Consider the following 17,490-nt stretch of genomic DNA (forward strand, 5'->3'; position numbering starts at 1 on the left):
TGCGGGCGGGGGCATTTGCACACGGATGTGGAATGTCCTGCAGGATCGAAGATTACGCGCTGATCGGTGATTGTGAGACGGCGGCACTGGTGAGCCGCAACGGGTCGATCGACTGGCTGTGCTGGCCGGCGTTCGACTCGGACGCCTGCTTCGCCGCTCTGCTTGGCGACCATCGCAACGGCCGCTGGCTGATCGAGCCGCGCGGCGAAGTGACCAACACGTCGCGGCGCTACCGCGGCGACAGCCTCATTCTCGAAACGCGGTTCGAGACTGCGACCGGCACGGTCGAACTGATCGACTTCATGCCGCCGCGCGGCAGCGCCTCCGACGTCGTCCGTCTGGTTCGCGGCGTATCTGGCAAGGTCGCGATGCGCATGGACATGATCATCCGCTTCGGCTTCGGCATCGAGATTCCCTGGGTACGGCGCTCCGAGGACCGCTCCGCGCTGCTTGCCGTCTGCGGGCCGGACATGGCGGTGCTGCATACGCCGGTCGCGACCCGCGGCGAGGACATGACGACCGTCGCTGAGTTCGAGGTGGCGGCGGGCGAGACCGTGCCGTTCGTCTTGACCTATGGCGCGTCGCACCTGCCGGTGCCCAAGGCCATCGACTCCGAGCAGGCGCTACGCGATACTGAGGCGTTCTGGTCGGACTGGTCACAGCGCTGCACCTATCAGGGCGACCATCGCGATCTCGTGATGCGCTCACTGATCACGCTGAAGGCGCTCACTTATGGTCCGACGGGCGGCATCGTCGCGGCGCCGACGACATCTTTGCCCGAAAAACTCGGCGGCTGGCGCAATTGGGATTATCGTTTCTGCTGGCTGCGCGACGCGACGTTCACGCTGCTGGCGCTGATGAACTCTGGCTATACCGAGGAAGCGCTGGCGTGGCACAATTGGCTGCTGCGCGCGGCGGCCGGCGCGCCAGCTCACATGCAGATCATGTATGGCATCATGGGCCAGCGCCGGCTCACCGAATGGCAGGCGGAATGGCTGCCGGGCTACGAGGGCTCGCAGCCGGTTCGCATCGGCAACGCCGCTCACGCGCAGCTACAGCTCGATGTGTATGGCGAGCTGATCGACGCTTTCCATCAGGCGCGCATGACCAAGCTGAAGCTGAACGACGGCACCTGGGCGCTCGAGCGCGCCGTGGTCGACCATCTCACGGATGTCTGGGACCAGCCCGATCACGGCATCTGGGAGCGCCGCGGCGACGGCCGGCACTACGTCTTCTCCAAGGTCATGACCTGGGTCGCCTTCGACCGCGCCATCAAGAGCGCCGAGCGCTTTGATCTGAAGGCGCCGCTGGAGCGCTGGCGGCGGCTGCGCGACACCATCCATCGCGACGTCTGCGAAAAGGGCTATGACGCGGAGATCGGCAGCTTCGTCGAAGCGTACGGGTCCAAGCTGCTCGATGCTAGCCTGCTGCTGTTGCCGGCGGTCGGCTTCCTGCCGTGCTCCGATCCGCGCATCCGCGGCACCATCGCGGCCATCGAGCAGCATCTGGTGCGCGACGGTTTTGTGCTGCGTCACGATCCACGCGAAGTGTCGTCACAAGAGCAGCAGCCGATCGAGGGCGCTTTCCTGGCCTGCACCCTGTGGCTGGCGGATGCTCATGTGCTGTCCGGCGACATTGCAAAGGCGGAGACGCTGTTCCAGCGCGTCGTCGACATCGCCAACGATGTCGGACTGCTCGCAGAGGAATACGACATCGATGCGCGCCGCCAGACCGGCAACTTTCCGCAGGCGCTGACGCATATTGCGCTGATCAACACGGCGCAGAATCTGAGCGGCGCCAAGACAAAGAGCGACAAGCCAGCCAAGCAGCGCTCGGACGCCTGAGCCGGCAACAGGTCGAAACGTCAATTGTGAACTAGAGCACGTTGTTTTTCTTTGGAATCGGATTCCCAGGCGAGTGAATCTCTGATTCAAGCTTCATGCTGGGGTACGGAGGCCAGCATGGATGACGCGACCCTATTCGGACGATATCCGTGAGATTGCTCTGGCGCGGGCAGATGCCGGCGAGAGCGTGCGTTCGATCGCAGGCAGTCTCCAGATCAGCCCGTCCTGCATCCCGAAATGGAAGAAGCTCAGGCAGGAGACCGGCGGTATCTCTCCCGGCAAGATCGGCGGTCACAAGAAGCCAGTTCTATCTGGAGGCAACGCTGATTGGTTGCGTCAACGCATCAGTTCGGGGCCTTTCACGCTGCGTCAATTGACAAGAGAGCTGGCGACCCGCGGGGTAAAGACAGATGTCCGCGCGGTGTGGACCTTCGTACATGCTGAAGGGCTGAGTTATAAAAAAAACGATCCGCGCCGCCGAACAAGATCGACCAGACGTCGCGCGTAAGCGAGCGCGCTGGAAAGCTCACCGGGGTAAGATCCACGTCTCTCGGCTGGTCTTTATTGATGAGACGTGGATCAAGACCAGCATGGCGCCACTGCGCGGTTGGGGTCCTTGTGGACAACGTCTGGAGGCATCGGCTCCCTTCGGCCACTGGAAGACCATGACCTTCATCGCGGCCCTGCGCCACGACCGGATCGCCGCGCCGTGGGTTATTGATGGCCCCATCAATGGCGAACTCTTCACGCTCTACGTCGAAAATGAACTGGCTCCGACCTTGAGCAAGGGAGACGTCGTTATCCTCGACAATCTCGGGAGCCATAAGGGCCAAAAAGTTCGTGAGATCATCCGCGCCAAGGGAGCGCATCTGCTCTTTCTGCCGCCCTACAGCCCAGACCTCAATCCGATCGAGCAGGTGTTCGCAAAACTCAAACACCTCCTGCGGGCTGCAGAACCACGGACGATCGAGGCGACCTGGCGAAAAGCCGGAGCTCTCCTCGATATGTTCTCGGAAAAAGAATGCGCCAACTACCTGAAAAACTCAGGATATGTTTCCGTATAAAAACATCATGCTCTAGATTGGAGTGGGTGTTGCCTGCAGCCCACCGCGGCCTCAGTCTCACCTCTCCCCATCGGGGAGAGGTCGGCGCGCAGCGCCGGGTGAGGGGGTCTATCCGCACGATTACTCGCGCTTGATCCCCTCACCCGGATTGCATCTGGCGATGCAATCCGACCTCTCCCTTCGGGAGAGGTGAAGAACGGCGCGCCAGCAAATTCGCTGCGGCTTCAGCCCTGTGCGTTCTCGGCCAGGATCATCTCCATGGCGTTGGCGAAGCCTTCGTCGTGGTTGGAGGTGGTGACGCGCTTGGCCTTGCTCTTTACGTCGTCGCTGGCATTGCCCATCGCGATCGACAGGCCGCTGACCTCGAACATCGCGATGTCATTGTGCATGTCGCCGATGGTCGCGACCTGGTCGAGCGAAATGCCGAGGCGCTGGGCCATCGCGGTGACGAAGGTGCCCTTGTTGCGGCCGGGCGGTGTGATGTCGAGATAGTAGCTTTGTGAGCGCACTGCGGTGGCCTCGCCGCCCAGCAGCTCGCGCATCTCGCCTTCGCACCGGGCCAGCAGATCGAAGTTGCGGCTGGCGCCGACGATCTTGCACGCGCTCGACAGATAGGGCGTGAAATCGTCGATGATGGTGGGATCGGCGCGGATCGCGCGCTGCTCGTTCGGCACGTAGTCGCCGTCGGGATTGCGCGTCAGCCACGCGTCGGCGGTGAACACCCAGATGTCGATTCCGCGCTGATGCAGAAGGTCGACCGAGCGCTCGGCCGCGTCTGTCGGGATCAGGCTCTGCTCGAGCGGCCGCATGTCGGGATTGACGATGGAGCTGCCATTGAACGGGCCGACCGGCAGGTCGATCTGCAACGGCGCGATCAGGAAGCCCATGCCGATCGCCGGGCGGCTCGAGGTGATGGTAAAGGCGATCCCGGCCTCACGCAGCTCGCGGGCGGCCTTGGCCGCGCGTTCGGTCAGGATCTTGTCCTTGGTCAGCAGCGTGCCGTCAACGTCGGACACGACGAGAGCGATACGGGTCATGTGCCCTTCCATTGGCGGTCAGACACGATCCCGACCGGTTGCAAGCTGTTTTAGGATGTCGTCAACGATGCTCTCGACCGGTTCGTCGACCGAGACGGTGATAGGATGCTCGTCGGCGCCAGGTGGTTCCAGCGTGGCGAACTGGCTGTCGAGCAGCCCGGGCGGCATGAAATGCCCTTGGCGGTGATCCATGCGGTCGCCGATGAGCTCGCGGTCGCCCTCGAGATAGACGAGGCGGACGTCGCCGCTATCGCCGACCAGGATCTTGCGATAGGCCTTCTTGAGCGCCGAGCAGGCGATGATGATGGGCACGCCCTCGGCGCGGCAACGCGCGATCTCGTCGGCGATCGCCTGCAGCCAGGGCCAGCGGTCCTCGTCGGTGAGCGGCTGGCCCGCGCTCATCTTGGCGACGTTGGCCGGCGGATGAAAGCTGTCGCCGTCCTCAAACCGCCAGCCGAGACGTTGGCCCAGCGCTTCGCCGACCGTGCTCTTGCCTGAGCTCGACACGCCCATGACGATCAGCGCATGTGGGAGCTTCGCCGAATTCTCCGGCCACGCCGCATCGTCGATGAGAAATGTCGTCCTCTCGTTTGACCGCGCGCGATTGGCCGGCAGGTCCTCGCCGGCCAGCACCCGCGTCAGGATCGGCCGCTTGTCGGCTCCGCCCACCTCGAACAGCATGGTGCGGCAGGAGGCCAGCACCGGCAGCGTCAGGCTGACTCGCGGCACGAACGGGGCGACATGCGCCTTGTCAACGCCGACGACCCAGCGATCTCTGACATCGACCGCCGGGTAGCCTGGAAACAGCGAGGCAACGTGGCCGTCGGGGCCAATGCCGAGCAGCACGAGGTCGAACAGCGGTCGCGCAGGGTCGAGCGCGTCAGCGCCATAGAACGCCATCAGCTCGCGGGCATAGGCGTCCGCGCTGCTCTCGGGAGAGTCGGTGTTCGTCAGGATCGGATGAATATTTTTAGCGGGCGCGCACGCATCGAGGAAGGCGTGACGCGCCATCGTCATGTTGTGCAGCGGATCGCCTGGCGGAACAAAACGCTCATCGCCGATGAACCAGTGCACGCGCGGCCAGGGAATGCGGTCGCGATAAGACTGTGTTGCGAGCAGCTCGTAGAGCTGCTTCGGACTGGAGCCCCCGGTGAGGCAGATCGCGATGCGGCCCGAATTGGCGGCGATCCGAGCGAGCAGGAGATCGGCGGCCGCCTGCGCCATCGCGGCCTTGTCGGCGACGCGCACCAGCTCGGGAAACGGCGTGCCCATCGCGTCAGGCCAGCTTGCGCCAGCTGCGGCCGTCGCGCGCCAAGAGATCGGCAGCCGCCTTGGGACCTTCGCTTCCCGCGCTGTAGGTATGCAGGCCGTCGCGGCCGGCCTTCTTCCAGGCCTCGATGAACGGCTCGACCGCCTTCCAGCCAGCCTCGACGCTGTCGGCGCGCTGAAACAGGATGTTGTCGCCGATCATGCAGTCATAGATCAGCGTCTCGTAGCCGGTCGCCGGCTCCGCCTGGAAATAGTCCTTGTAGTTGAACTTCATCTGCACGCCGTCGGTGCGGATGGTCGGCCCGGGAATCTTGGTGTTGAACTGCAGGGTGATGCTCTGGGTCGGCTCGATGCCGATGACCAGATAGTTCTCCGCCAGCGTATCGATCGGCGTGCAGCTAAACATCGCGAACGGCGCCTGTCGGAACTTGATCGCGACCTCGGTGCGCTTGACGCCGAGCGCCTTGCCGGTGCGCAGATAGAATGGCACGCCGGCCCAACGCCAATTGTCGATCGTCAGCTTCAGCGCAGCATAGGTTTCGGTCGTGCTGTCGGGATTCACGTCTTTGGTCTCGCGATACGCCGTCAGCTCGGTGTCGCCGACCATGCCGGCCTTGTACTGGCCGCGGACGGAATTCAGCAGCGCTTCCTCTTCGGTGAGCGGCTGAATGGCCGAGAGCACCTCGGCCTTCTCCGAGCGCACCGTGTGCGCATCGAAGCGCGCCGGCGGCTCCATCGCGACCAGCGACAGCAACTGGAACAGATGGTTGGGCACCATGTCGCGCAGTGCGCCGGTGGCGTCATAGAAGCTGCCGCGCGTACCGACGCCGAGCTTCTCCTCGACCGTGATCTGGACGTGGTCGATGTGATGCCGGTTCCAGATCGGCTCGAACATGCCGTTGGCGAACCGCAGCACCAGGATGTTCTGCACCGTCTCCTTGCCGAGATAATGATCGATCCGGTAGATCTGATGCTCGGTGACGAGCTCCAGCAGCTGATCGTTGAGCTTCTTGGCCGAGGCGAGATCGGTGCCGAACGGCTTTTCCACCACCAGCCGGCGCCACGCCTTGCCGTCCTCCTTCAGCAGCCCGACGCGGCCGAGCTGCTGGGCGATCGGCGCGAAGGCGGCGGGCGGCGTCGCCAGATAGAACAGCCGGTTGCCGTGCGTCTCCCGCGCGGCTTCCAGTTTTTCGAGCCGCTCTTTCAGCTCGTCAAAGCTGTCCGGCTCCTTCGGGTCGGCTTCGATCGCGGTCACGCAATGCAGCAGGCGTTGGGCGACCTCGTCCTCGATCGGCCGTGTCGCATATTTGCGCAGGCCTTCCATTAGGTTGGTGCGCAACTGCTCGCTCGACATGCCCTTGCGGGCGATGCCGACGATGCAGAACCGATCCGGCAGCAGATTGCCGGCGGCGAGATTGTACAGCGACGGCAGCACCAGGCGGTGCGTGAGGTCGCCGGTGACGCCGAAGATCACGAAGGCGCAGGCGTCGGGCTTCTGGTGTGGGGGCTGATGAGGGTGAGGTGTCACGCGCGGTCAGCCTTGTCATGATCCCTAGGTTTGACGATCTCAGGCGCGCTCTGGCGCGCGGGATCAGGATGCTGCTCGGGCTCCTTATGGCCGCCGAAGCCTTCGCGCATGGCGGAGAGGATCTTCTCCGCGAAGGTGTGCTCCTGACGCGAGCGGAAGCGCGCGAACAGCGCCGCCGTCAGCACCTCCGCCGGCACGGCCTCGTCGATCGCGGCATTCACGGTCCAGCGGCCTTCGCCGGAATCCTCGACATAGCCGGAATATTTCTCCAGCCCCGGCTGGCGCGCCAGCGCGCTGGCTGTGAGATCGAGCAGCCACGACGGAATCACGCTGCCGCGGCGCCAGACCTCGGCGATATCGGCGAGGTCGAAATCGAAGCGATGCGCTTCGGGAAGCGCGTCGCTGTTCGCATGGCGCAGGATGTCGAAGCCTTCGGCATAGGCCTGCATCAGGCCGTATTCGATGCCGTTATGAATCATCTTGACGAAATGGCCGGCGCCGGTCGGGCCGGCGTGGATATAACCCTGCTCGACGCGCGGATCGCGGCCGTCACGGCCCGGCGTGCGCGGGATGTCGCCGATGCCAGGTGCGAGCGTCGAAAAGATCGGATCGAGCCGGTCGACCACTTCCTTGTCGCCGCCGATCATCATGCAATAGCCGCGCTCCAGACCCCAGACCCCGCCGGAGGTGCCGACGTCGACATAATGCAGGCCGCGCTCCCGCAGCGCCTTGCCGCGGCGGACGTCGTCCTGCCAAAAACTGTTGCCGCCGTCGATGATGACGTCATCGGAGGACATCAGCTTGGTGAGCTGCTCGACCGTTGCTTCGGTGATCTTACCGGCCGGCAGCATGATCCAGGCGTGCCGGGGTGTCGCGAGCTTGCCGACGAACTCTTCCAGGCTTGCTGCTCCCGTCGCGCCCTCCGAGACCAGCGCGGCGACGGCCTTCGCATCGCGATCATAGACCACGCACGAATGCCCCGCGCGCATCAGGCGGCGCACGATGTTGCCGCCCATCCGCCCGAGGCCGATCATTCCCAATTGCATCGATGAGGCCCTTCCTAGCTCAGCGCTTCCGTGATGGCGCTGTCGAGCATCTTCAAGCCCGATTTCAGATTGCCCTTGAGATGGACGCGCAGGGCGCGCCGGCCGCGCTCGGTGAGCACGTCGAAATCGCCGCGCGCCTGCGCCGCCTTGATCACGCCGAAGCTCGCCTTCTGGCCGGGGATCGGCAGGTCCTGCGCGTCATCGGCGGTGATCTGCAGGAACACGCCGCTGTCCGGGCCACCCTTGTAGGCCTGGCCGGTCGAATGCAGGAAGCGCGGCCCGAACTCGGCGCAGGTCGCCAGATGCTTGGTGTCGCGCAGCCTCAGGCGCATGCGCTGCAGCGCCTCGGTGTTCGCATCATTGTGCTCGATATAGCCGAGCAGGGCGATGTAGTCGCCATCGCCGGCCCGGCCGAGATGCGCCTTGAGCCAGGAGGCGAGGGTGCCGTTGGCGCCGTGCTCGCGCAGGCTCTCGGCATTGTGGCTGTCGGTGTAGAGCTCGCAGCCCTTGACGGAGACGACCGGCTCCTCGGCGGGCAGTGATCCAGTCTGCTCGAACGCGGCCGTGAGCTCGCGGGTCTTGATCTTCGCCGACTCCACGTCGGGCTGATCGAACGGATTGATGCCGAGCACGGCGCCGGCAACCGCTGTGGCCATCTCGAACCGGAAGAACTCCTGCCCGAGCTGGTCGATCGAGGCCAACACGATGCGCACAACCGGATGACCGGCCTCTTCGAGCGCGGTGAGCTTCTCGTCGTGGCCGGCGACGTCGTCGCCATCGACCTTGATGTCGATGAAGAAGCGATCGTGGCCGTAGACCTCGGGCGAGGCAACCGGCTCGCCGTCGATCGGGATCAGGCCCTTACCTTCCTTGCCGGTGGACTCGGCGATCAGCTGCTCGGCCCAGGCGCCGAAATCGGCAATCTTGGGCGAGGCGAAGATCGTCACCTTGTCGCGGCCGTCGAGCCCGGCGAGGCCCATGGCCAAGCCGAGCTGCACGCCCGAATTCTGCAGCGGCGGAACGTCGGGGCCGCAGGAGCGGACCATCGACAGTGCATTCTTGATCAGCTTGCGCACGTCGATGCCGGCGGTCGCGGCCGGCACCAGGCCGAACGGCGACAGCACCGAATAACGGCCGCCGATCGTCGGCTCGCCGTGGAAGATGCGCGCGAAGCCTTGCGCCTTGGCTGCCTTCTCCAGCGACGAGCCGGGATCGGTAACGGCGATGAAGCGATGGCCGGCCTTCTTGGCGCCGATCGCGTCGCTGACGCGCGCGAAGAAGTAATCCTTCATCGCGTTGGGCTCGGTGGTGCCGCCCGACTTCGAGGAGACGATGAACACGGTGCTCGTAATGTCGATCTTCTTCTCCATGGCGCGGACCTGCGCCGGATCGGTGGAGTCGAGCACGTGCAGCCGGGGGAAGCCCGCCTTGCGCGGGAACGTTTTTGCGAGCACTTCCGGGCCGAGGCTGGAGCCGCCCATGCCGAGCACGACGGCGTCGGAGAATTTCTGCCCCTTCACGCGCTGGGCATAGTCCTCATAATCCGCGACATCAGCGCTCTGGGCGCTGGTCAGCCAGCCCAGCCATTTGTGCTCGTCCTTGCCGGTCCAGACTGAAGCATCCTTGTGCCAAAGGCGGCGGATCTTGGCGGCCTTGCGCCACTCCTCGGTCGCCGCGGCGACCTTCTTCTCCAGATCAGCAGCAACCGCAATCGACTGCTGCCCGAGCGCTTCGCCGAGCACCACCGCGCGCTTGTGCGCCACCGCGCCGTAAAGCTTGTCCGCGGCATCCGCGAACTGCTTGACGCCGTCGACGACGAGGTCCGCAGTGATGTCATCGAGCGAGATGCCCGTCTTGGCCAGATCCTCCAGCGCGGCCTGGGCCGCCTCGACGTTCTCTTCCAGGCTGTCGCGCACCTCTCCGTGGTCGCGGAAGGCGTCCAGCGTCGCCGGCGGCACGGTGTTGACCGTGTTCGGACCGATCAACTCCTCGACATAGAGGACGTCACGATAGTCCTTGTTCTTGGTGCCGGTGGAGGCCCACAGCAGCCGCTGCGGCTTGGCGCCCTTCGCGGCCAGCTTCTCCCAGCGCTCGCCGGAGAACAGTCGCTTGTAGTCCTGATACGCCATCTTGGCATTGGCGATCGCGATCTTGCCCTTCAGCGCGGTCAGCCGCTCCTTCTCGGAGGGATCATTGGCCTGGGCGATCTTCTCGTCCAGCTGCTTGTCCACGATGCTGTCGATGCGGCTGACGAAGAACGAGGCGACGCTCGCGACATGCGACGGATCGCCGCCATCGGCGACATAAGCCTCGAGGCCGGCGAGATAGGCTTCTGCCACCTGCCGATAGACGTCCTGCGAGAACAGCAGCGTGATGTTGACGCTGATGCCCTTGGAGATCAGGTGCTGGATCGCCGGCAGGCAGGCGTCGGTGGCCGGCACCTTGATCATCAGGTTTTTGCGGTCAACGGCCTTCCAGAGCTGCTCGGCTTCCGCGATCGTGCCCTTGGCGTCCAGCGCCAGATAGGGCGACACTTCGAGGCTGACGAAGCCGTCATTGCCCTTGAACTGGTCGTAGACCGGCCGCAGCACGTCGGCGGCGTTCTGGATGTCCTCGACCGCGACAGCCTCGAACAGCTGGGTCGGCGAGCGGTCGCCGTGCTTCAGCGCCTTGGCGATCGGGGCGTCATATTCGTCGGAGCTGCCGATCGCCTTCTCGAAGATCGCGGGATTGGAGGTGACGCCCTTGACGCCATCCTCGTCGATCAGCCGCTTGAGGTCGCCCTTGGCGACGAAGCCGCGTGCGAGGAAATCGAGCCAGACGGCCTGGCCGTGTTCTTCGAGAGCTTTGACCGGATTCATGTTGCCTATCTATGTGCGTCGGCTTGCTTTTTCGGGTTCCAATCGGGGCATCCTGCCAGACCGACATGGACCCAATATGAACAACTATGCGCCACCGATATGGATAACGCCATTCATATTGGATTGATCCCTGTGCACTCCCAAGCGGCTCGGGCGGATTTCGGGGAGCGGAAGGGCCGTCAGGGCCGGATGTAGAGATAGCCCTGGGATTGCAGCTCGGCGATCCTGACGACGCCGCCTCTCTCCGCCACGACGAAGCCGGGCAGGAGATCGCGCAGCGCGATGTTCTGGGCCTTCATCGTGTTGCCGCAGGCGGCGAGCTCCAGGCCGGCTTTGGAGAAAAGTCCGACGCGGCTGCGGATGTCCGGCGCTGCGCCCGAAGTGAAGGCGCGCAGAGCAGGGCCGTGGATCACCAGCGCGATCGTGACATGATCCGGGCCGCCGACGCCGTCGTAATGATTCTGGATGTTGCCGAGAACGAAGCCGACCTCGTCGAGCTCGTTCAGATGGTAAACGACTTTTAATCTGCCGGGCGCGGTGGCCTCGCTTGCCGCTTGCACGCGCGAGCCAGCGAACAGCGAGCCAATTGCGGCGGCGGCTGCGCTCAACATGCTGCGCCGATCCATCATCCGCCTCCTTGCAAAGCCAATAACGCGCCACATCTGTTTCGTGATGGTATCATTTGTGCCGGATAGCTGCGAGCTCCTTGCGGTCGGTCACCAGGCCCGCGCACTCGGCGACGTCGCTGCGGTCGACGCGGAAGATCTTGTCATCCGCGCCCGCGACGAGCGCGTCGCCCGCCTCAGCATCCGGCTTGTTGTCGCGTTGCCAGACCGTGATGCGAGTGAGGCGCACGATCGCGGATTTGTCATCCTTCGACATTGCGATCTCGATGCCGCCGCCCTCGCAATCGACCGGGCAGTTGTAACGAATCTCACCTCCGGCGTCGTTGACACGCGCGTGCTCGCACGATCCACTGGAGTCGAAATCACCGGGACGGTCGCGGTAGGTCACGCCGAGACGGAAGGAATAGGTCATCTCGCGCTCGCCCGGCGGGATCTCCGCGGTGATGAGCAGCTGCATGGCAGAAACTTTCTGCTTGGGGTGACGCACAAGGTGCTCGGCATCGTAGCGACGCGTGAAGCAGGCATAGGCTTTCTGTCCCGGCGCCCTGGTGAACACCTTCGTGTCGAAAATGCGCGCTTGCGCCTTGCTCACGACGTCATCAGCGCGCGCCGCGGTGGCAAACGCAAGCGTCGAAAGCGCGAGGAGGACAATCCGCTTCATCAATATCGCCGTCACAATCTGAATCATTCCCGCGGGATTACACCGCGAATGAATCGTTCCAATCTTGTGTCGCGATCGGGAAGATCTTCGTTCATTCACGGTTCACGTCTGGCGCGACCATGCTTGTCGGGTGTCGCAGGCGGCAGTTCACATGCCTTCACAACACCTTGTGCGGCGCAGGGAGACTACGGTGCCGGGGTATTGCGGATGTTGCGAAGCAGAGACATTGAGGTACAAATAGAGCCGATTGGCACCAGTTTGCCGAACTATTGAGCGAAGTGCATGTTGATAGGGCATATGCTGCATGCACTTTGCGTTGCGGAAGAGGACCAAGACGGTGCCCAATAGGGGCTAGCGCGCTTCACTCTGAGTCGATCGAGATCAGGAGGAACGTACTTCGATCTCAGCTCTTGGTGCGGCGGAACCTACGTGGAGAGGGATCATGTACAACGATTCGTTGTTCAACGCGTTCGCGAGGTCGTTCGAGGCCCGAAGCCAGACCGACATGTCGATGCAGGAATATCTAGAATCGTGTCGAACCGACCCGATGCGATACGCGAACGCCGCTGAGCGACTACTAGCTGCGATCGGTGAGCCTCAGATGATTGACACGGCCAAGGACCCACGCCTTGGCCGTATTTTTTTGAACCGCACGGTTCGCCTGTATCCCGCCTTCGCCGGCTTCTACGGAATGGAAGACACGATCGAGCGCATCGTCGGCTTCTTCCGTCACGCCGCGCAGGGCTTGGAAGAGCGCAAGCAGATCCTCTATCTCCTCGGCCCGGTCGGCGGCGGCAAGTCGTCGCTCTCCGAGCGGCTGAAGCAACTGATGGAGGTGCATCCCATCTACGTGCTGAAGGCCGGCGATGAATTGAGCCCGGTGTTCGAATCTCCGCTCAGCCTGTTCGATCCCGACACCTTGGGCCCGATGCTGGAGGAGAAGTACGGCATTCCGCGCCGCCGCCTCGCCGGCCTGATGAGCCCGTGGTGCTACAAGCGGCTCGAAGCCTTCGGCGGCGACATCTCGCAATTCCGCGTCGCCAAGATCCAGCCGTCCCGGCTGCGCCAGATCGGCATCGCCAAGACCGAGCCGGGCGACGAGAACAACCAGGACATCTCCTCGCTGGTTGGCAAGGTCGACATCCGCAAGCTCGAAACCTACGCGCAGAACGATCCGGACGCCTACAGCTATTCGGGCGGCCTGAACCGCGCCAACCAGGGCATCCTCGAATTCGTCGAGATGTTCAAGGCGCCAATCAAGATGCTGCATCCGCTGCTGACCGCGACGCAGGAGGGCAACTATATCGGCACCGAGAACATCGGCGCGATCCCCTATAACGGCGTGATCCTCGCCCACTCGAATGAAGCCGAGTGGCAAAGCTTCAAGACCAACAAGAACAACGAGGCCTTCATCGACCGCATCTGCGTCATCAAGGTCCCGTACTGCCTGCGCGTCACCGAGGAGCGCAAGATCTACGAGAAGCTGATCCAGGGCTCCGAGCTCGCCACCGCGCCCTGTGCGCCGGCGACGTTGGATACGCTGGCCCGGTTCTCGGTGATGTCGCGCCTGCGCAAGCACGAGAACTCGACGCTGTACGCCAAGATGCGGGTCTATGACGGCGAGAGCCTGAAGGAATCCGATCCGAAGGCGCGCAGCGTGCAGGAATATCGCGACGCCGCCGGCGTCGATGAGGGCATGGACGGCATCTCGACCCGCTTCGCCTTCAAGGTGCTGGCCGCGACCTACAACCACGACACGTCGGAAGTCTCGGCCGACGCCGTGCATCTGATGTATGTGCTGGAGCAGTCGATCAAGCGCGAGCAGCTGCCTGAGGAGATCGAGAAGCGCTATCTCGAATTCATCAAGGCCGATCTCGCGCCGCGTTATGCCGAGTTCATCGGTCACGAAATCCAGAAGGCGTATCTGGAATCCTACTCCGATTACGGCCAGAACCTGTTCGACCGCTATGTTGACTATGCCGACGCCTGGATCGAGGATCAGGACTTCAAGGATCCCGATACGGGACAGCTGCTCAACCGTGAGCTCTTGAATCAGGAGCTGACCAAGATCGAGAAGCCGGCGGGGATTGCCAACCCGAAGGACTTCCGCAACGAGGTCGTCAAGTTCTCGCTGCGCTCCCGGGCCCAGAACGGCGGAAAAAATCCGTCCTGGACCTCCTACGAAAAGATCCGCGAAGTCATCGAAAAGAGGATATTCTCCCAGGTTGAAGACCTTCTGCCGGTCATCTCCTTCGGCACCAAGAAGGATGGTGAGACCGAGAAGAAGCATGACGACTTCGTCGCGCGTATGGTCGAGCGCGGCTATACCGAGCGGCAGGTCCGCCGCCTGGTCGAGTGGTACATGCGGGTGAAGCAGGCGGGTTGATCGTGGTCCGGCGCCGGTGTTGACTGCGCGTGTGACAGGCCGACGGTTTGGCGTCGGCGCCAGGACTATGAATAACGGCGATGAACGACACGGAGGTTCGATGCCGGGTGTTTGGCCAGCGTCGAACAGGCGAATGATGCGGGTGCGGTGTCGGACGGATGCTGCATCGCCGCATTGCGGCGGGGGAGAGCAGGAGTCGAAGCCGCTGCAGCAGGAGGCGTATGGAACGTGGTCATGCACATCATTGATCGGCGCCTGAATCCGGGCGGCAAAAGTCTCGAAAATCGTCAGCGATTTTTGCGGCGCGCCAAGGCTCTCGTTCAAGGAGCGGTCAAGAAGACCTCGCAGGACCGCGACATCAAGGACGTGCTGGAAGGCGGCGAGGTCTCGATCCCGCTCGATGGCATGGACGAGCCGCGCTTCCGCCGTGAGGGCGGCACCCGCGACATGGTACTGCCGGGCAACAAGAAATTCATCGAAGGCGACATCCTGCCGCGCTCCGGCGACGGGAGCGGCCGCAAGTCCGGTCCGGGGCAGGGCGACAGCGAGGACGCCTTCCGCTTCGTGCTGAGCAAGGAGGAGTTCGTCAACCTCTTCCTCGACGATCTCGAGCTGCCTGACCTGGCCAAGCGCAAATTCGCCGAGGCCGAGAGCGAAGGCCTGGTGCGCGCCGGCTATTCGACGTCGGGCTCGCCGGCCAACATTTCGATCAGCCGCACCGTCACCCGGGCGATGGCCCGCCGCGTCGCGCTGCGCCGTCCCAGGCCGGAGGCGATCGCCGAGCTCGAGGCCAGGATCGCCGAGGAGACCGACGAGGACAAGAAGGCGGCGCTGGTCGCCGAGCTCGAAGCCTTGAAGGCCAAGGCCAAGCGCATTCCGTTCATCGATCCCATCGACATCCGCTACCGCCGGTTCGAGGCGGTGCCGAAGCCGATCGCGCAAGCCGTGATGTTCTGCCTGATGGACGTCTCCGGCTCGATGTCCGAGCACATGAAGGATCTCGCCAAGCGGTTTTACATGCTGCTCTACGTGTTCCTGACGCGGCGCTATCGCCACGTCGAGATCGTGTTCATCCGCCACACTGACCGCGCCGAGGAGGTCGACGAGCAGACCTTCTTCTACGGCCCGGCCTCCGGCGGCACTCTGGTGTCGAGCGCCTTGCAATGCATGCATGACATCGTCCGCTCGCGCTTCCGTCCCTCGGACTGGAACATCTACGCGGCGCAGGCCTCGGACGGCGACAACGCCACCTCGGACTCGGAGAACGTCTCGCGGCTCTTGGTCGACAACATCCTGCCGGTGTCGCAGTTCTTCGCCTATCTTGAGGTCGGCGAGTCCGGCACCTATTCGTTCGAGATGCCGGACTCCGCGCTTTGGTCGCTGTATGAACGGCTCCGCGCCAACGGCCAGCCGCTGTCGATGCGCAAGGTGCGCGACCGCAGCGAGATCTTCCCGGTGTTCCACGATCTGTTTCAGCGTCGCGGCACCACGCAGGAGAGGGCGGCATCATGAGCGGATTGCTGTTCGAAGGCGCGGACTGGAATTTCCTCACCCTGCAGCGCATCCACGATGCCTGCGAGGCCGTGGCGCAAAAGGAGCTCGGGCTCGACACCTATCCGAACCAGATCGAGGTCATTACCGCCGAGCAGATGCTCGACGCCTATTCGTCGGTCGGCATGCCGCTGTTCTACAAGCACTGGTCGTTCGGCAAGCACTTCGCCTATCACGAGGCCTCGTATCGCAAGGGCCTGATGGGCCTCGCCTATGAGATCGTGATCAACTCCTCGCCCTGCATCTCCTATCTGATGGAGGAGAACACGGCGACGATGCAGACGCTCGTCATCGCGCACGCCGCGTTCGGCCACAACCACTTCTTCAAGAACAACTATCTGTTCAAGCAGTGGACCGACGCCGACGGCATCCTCGATTATCTCGATTTCGCCCGCGGCTATATTGCCCAATGCGAGGAGCGCTACGGTCGCGTGGCCGTCGAGCACACGCTCGACGCTGCGCATGCGCTGATGTCGCACGGCGTCGATCGCTATCCCGGCAAGAAGAAGCTCGACTTCCGCGAGGAGGAGAAGCGCGCCGGCAAGCGGCGCCTGTACGAGGAGGAGCAGTTCAACGATCTCTGGCGCACGGTGCCGACGGGCCCGGCCAAGACCAGCGCGGTGCTGAACGTCGAGCGCCGCCGCGCGCTGCTCGGCCTGCCGCAGGAGAATCTGCTTTATTTCCTGGAAAAGAGCGCACCACGGCTGGCGCCCTGGCAGCGCGAGCTGCTGCGCATCGTCCGCCACATCGCGCAATATTTCTATCCGCAGGGCCAGACCAAGGTCATGAACGAGGGCACGGCGACCTACGTGCACTATCGCATCATGAAGCGGCTGCACGAGGAGGGTCGACTCACCGACGGCAATTTCCTCGAATTCCTGCAGTCGCACACCAACGTCGTGTTCCAGCCGGAGTTCGACGACCCGCGCTTCTCCGGCTTCAATCCGTACGCGCTCGGCTTTGCAATGATGCAGGACATCGAGCGCATCGTGAAGGATCCGACCGAGGAGGACCGCGAGTGGTTCCCGGACATTGCCGGCACCGGCGACGAGATGGCGGTGCTACGCGACGTCTGGGCCAATTACCGCGACGAGAGCTTCATCAGCCAGTTCCTCAGCCCCAACCTGATCCGCCACTTCCGGCTGTTCCATCTGCATGACGATCCGGCCGAGCGCGCCGGCATCCTGGTCGACGCCATCCACGACGAGCGCGGCTACCGCCGCATCCGCCGCGAGCTGTCGAAGCAGTACGACGTCGGCTACATCGACCCCAACATCGAGGTCGTCGACGTCGACCTCGCCGGCGACCGCCGCCTGATGCTGCGGCATACGGTGGTCAAGGGCGCCCAGCTCAGCGAGACCGACACCAAGCGCGTGCTGCAGCACCTCGCCGACCTCTGGAGCTACGACGTCCAGCTCACCGAAGTCGACGCCGCCACCGACAAGGTCCTGAAGGAGTACGTGCTCAATCCCCGGATACAACCGGCGGCCGCCTAGCGCGGCCGCCAGGGGGTAGATAGTTCAAGCCTTGTTCCATGAGAGTCGAGCGCTCGCCGCACGGGCGGTGCGCTCCCCTCCCCCTTGCGGGGAGGGGTCGGGGGTGGGGGTCCCCGGGCGC

12 protein-coding genes are annotated in these 17,490 nt (G+C 63.8%); 5 read left to right on the forward strand and 7 right to left on the reverse strand.

Annotation, left to right across the window (positions count from 1 at the left end):
• Window positions 1–32 precede the first annotated feature (32 nt).
• On the forward strand, window positions 33–1,844 hold the full coding sequence (locus ACVILH_RS14490) for a glycoside hydrolase family 15 protein (protein ID WP_456713499.1): 1,812 nt from the start codon (window positions 33–35) through the stop codon (window positions 1,842–1,844).
• 121 nt (window positions 1,845–1,965) lie between these two features.
• Window positions 1,966–2,908, forward strand: a protein-coding gene (locus ACVILH_RS14495; protein ID WP_456713500.1) for an IS630 family transposase whose coding sequence is annotated in 2 segments (ribosomal slippage) — window positions 1,966–2,303 and window positions 2,302–2,908 — 945 coding nt in all. Because the reading frame shifts where the segments join, the coding sequence is not laid out codon by codon here.
• A gap of 224 nt (window positions 2,909–3,132) precedes the next feature.
• Here the strand turns inward: ACVILH_RS14495 and ACVILH_RS14500 are convergent.
• The 7 genes from ACVILH_RS14500 to ACVILH_RS14530 all read right to left on the reverse strand — a co-directional run bounded on the left by ACVILH_RS14500 (window position 3,133) and on the right by ACVILH_RS14530 (window position 11,936).
• Window positions 3,133–3,945: an HAD family hydrolase gene (locus ACVILH_RS14500; RefSeq protein ID WP_456713501.1), complete on the reverse strand. Its 813-nt coding sequence runs from the start codon at window positions 3,943–3,945 to the stop codon at window positions 3,133–3,135.
• Between the two features lie 18 nt (window positions 3,946–3,963).
• Window positions 3,964–5,217 carry a 6-phosphogluconolactonase gene (gene pgl, locus ACVILH_RS14505; RefSeq protein WP_456713502.1) on the reverse strand — a complete coding sequence of 418 codons (1,254 nt, stop codon included), beginning with the start codon at window positions 5,215–5,217 and terminating at the stop codon, window positions 3,964–3,966.
• A gap of 4 nt (window positions 5,218–5,221) precedes the next feature.
• The gene (zwf, locus tag ACVILH_RS14510) at window positions 5,222–6,742 is read right to left on the reverse strand and encodes a glucose-6-phosphate dehydrogenase (RefSeq protein WP_456713503.1); all 1,521 of its coding nucleotides are present in this window, start codon (window positions 6,740–6,742) and stop codon (window positions 5,222–5,224) included.
• The gene (gnd, locus tag ACVILH_RS14515; protein ID WP_456713504.1) at window positions 6,739–7,788 is read right to left on the reverse strand and encodes a phosphogluconate dehydrogenase (NAD(+)-dependent, decarboxylating); all 1,050 of its coding nucleotides are present in this window, start codon (window positions 7,786–7,788) and stop codon (window positions 6,739–6,741) included. The genes zwf and gnd overlap by 4 nt, the downstream gene beginning before the upstream one ends.
• 14 nt (window positions 7,789–7,802) lie before the next feature.
• Window positions 7,803–10,649: a bifunctional transaldolase/phosoglucose isomerase gene (locus tag ACVILH_RS14520; RefSeq protein WP_456713505.1), complete on the reverse strand. Its 2,847-nt coding sequence runs from the start codon at window positions 10,647–10,649 to the stop codon at window positions 7,803–7,805.
• A 179-nt stretch (window positions 10,650–10,828) separates the two neighbouring features.
• On the reverse strand, window positions 10,829–11,275 hold the full coding sequence (locus ACVILH_RS14525) for a DsrE family protein (RefSeq protein ID WP_456713506.1): 447 nt from the start codon (window positions 11,273–11,275) through the stop codon (window positions 10,829–10,831).
• A gap of 52 nt (window positions 11,276–11,327) precedes the next feature.
• The gene (locus ACVILH_RS14530; protein ID WP_456716977.1) at window positions 11,328–11,936 is read right to left on the reverse strand and encodes a hypothetical protein; all 609 of its coding nucleotides are present in this window, start codon (window positions 11,934–11,936) and stop codon (window positions 11,328–11,330) included.
• 442 nt (window positions 11,937–12,378) lie between these two features.
• Between ACVILH_RS14530 and ACVILH_RS14535 the strand changes: the two genes are divergently transcribed.
• The 3 genes from ACVILH_RS14535 (at window position 12,379) to ACVILH_RS14545 (ending at window position 17,369) form a co-directional block, all read left to right on the forward strand.
• Window positions 12,379–14,322: a PrkA family serine protein kinase gene (locus ACVILH_RS14535; protein ID WP_456713507.1), complete on the forward strand. Its 1,944-nt coding sequence runs from the start codon at window positions 12,379–12,381 to the stop codon at window positions 14,320–14,322.
• A gap of 234 nt (window positions 14,323–14,556) precedes the next feature.
• Window positions 14,557–15,834, forward strand: a complete 1,278-nt coding sequence (locus ACVILH_RS14540; RefSeq protein ID WP_434918111.1) for a YeaH/YhbH family protein — start codon at window positions 14,557–14,559, stop codon at window positions 15,832–15,834.
• Complete coding sequence (locus ACVILH_RS14545) at window positions 15,831–17,369, forward strand: SpoVR family protein (RefSeq protein WP_456713508.1); 1,539 nt, start codon at window positions 15,831–15,833, stop codon at window positions 17,367–17,369. The genes ACVILH_RS14540 and ACVILH_RS14545 overlap by 4 nt, the downstream gene beginning before the upstream one ends.
• Window positions 17,370–17,490: the final 121 nt, after the last annotated feature.

The organism is Bradyrhizobium sp. USDA 4353 (assembly GCF_054063215.1).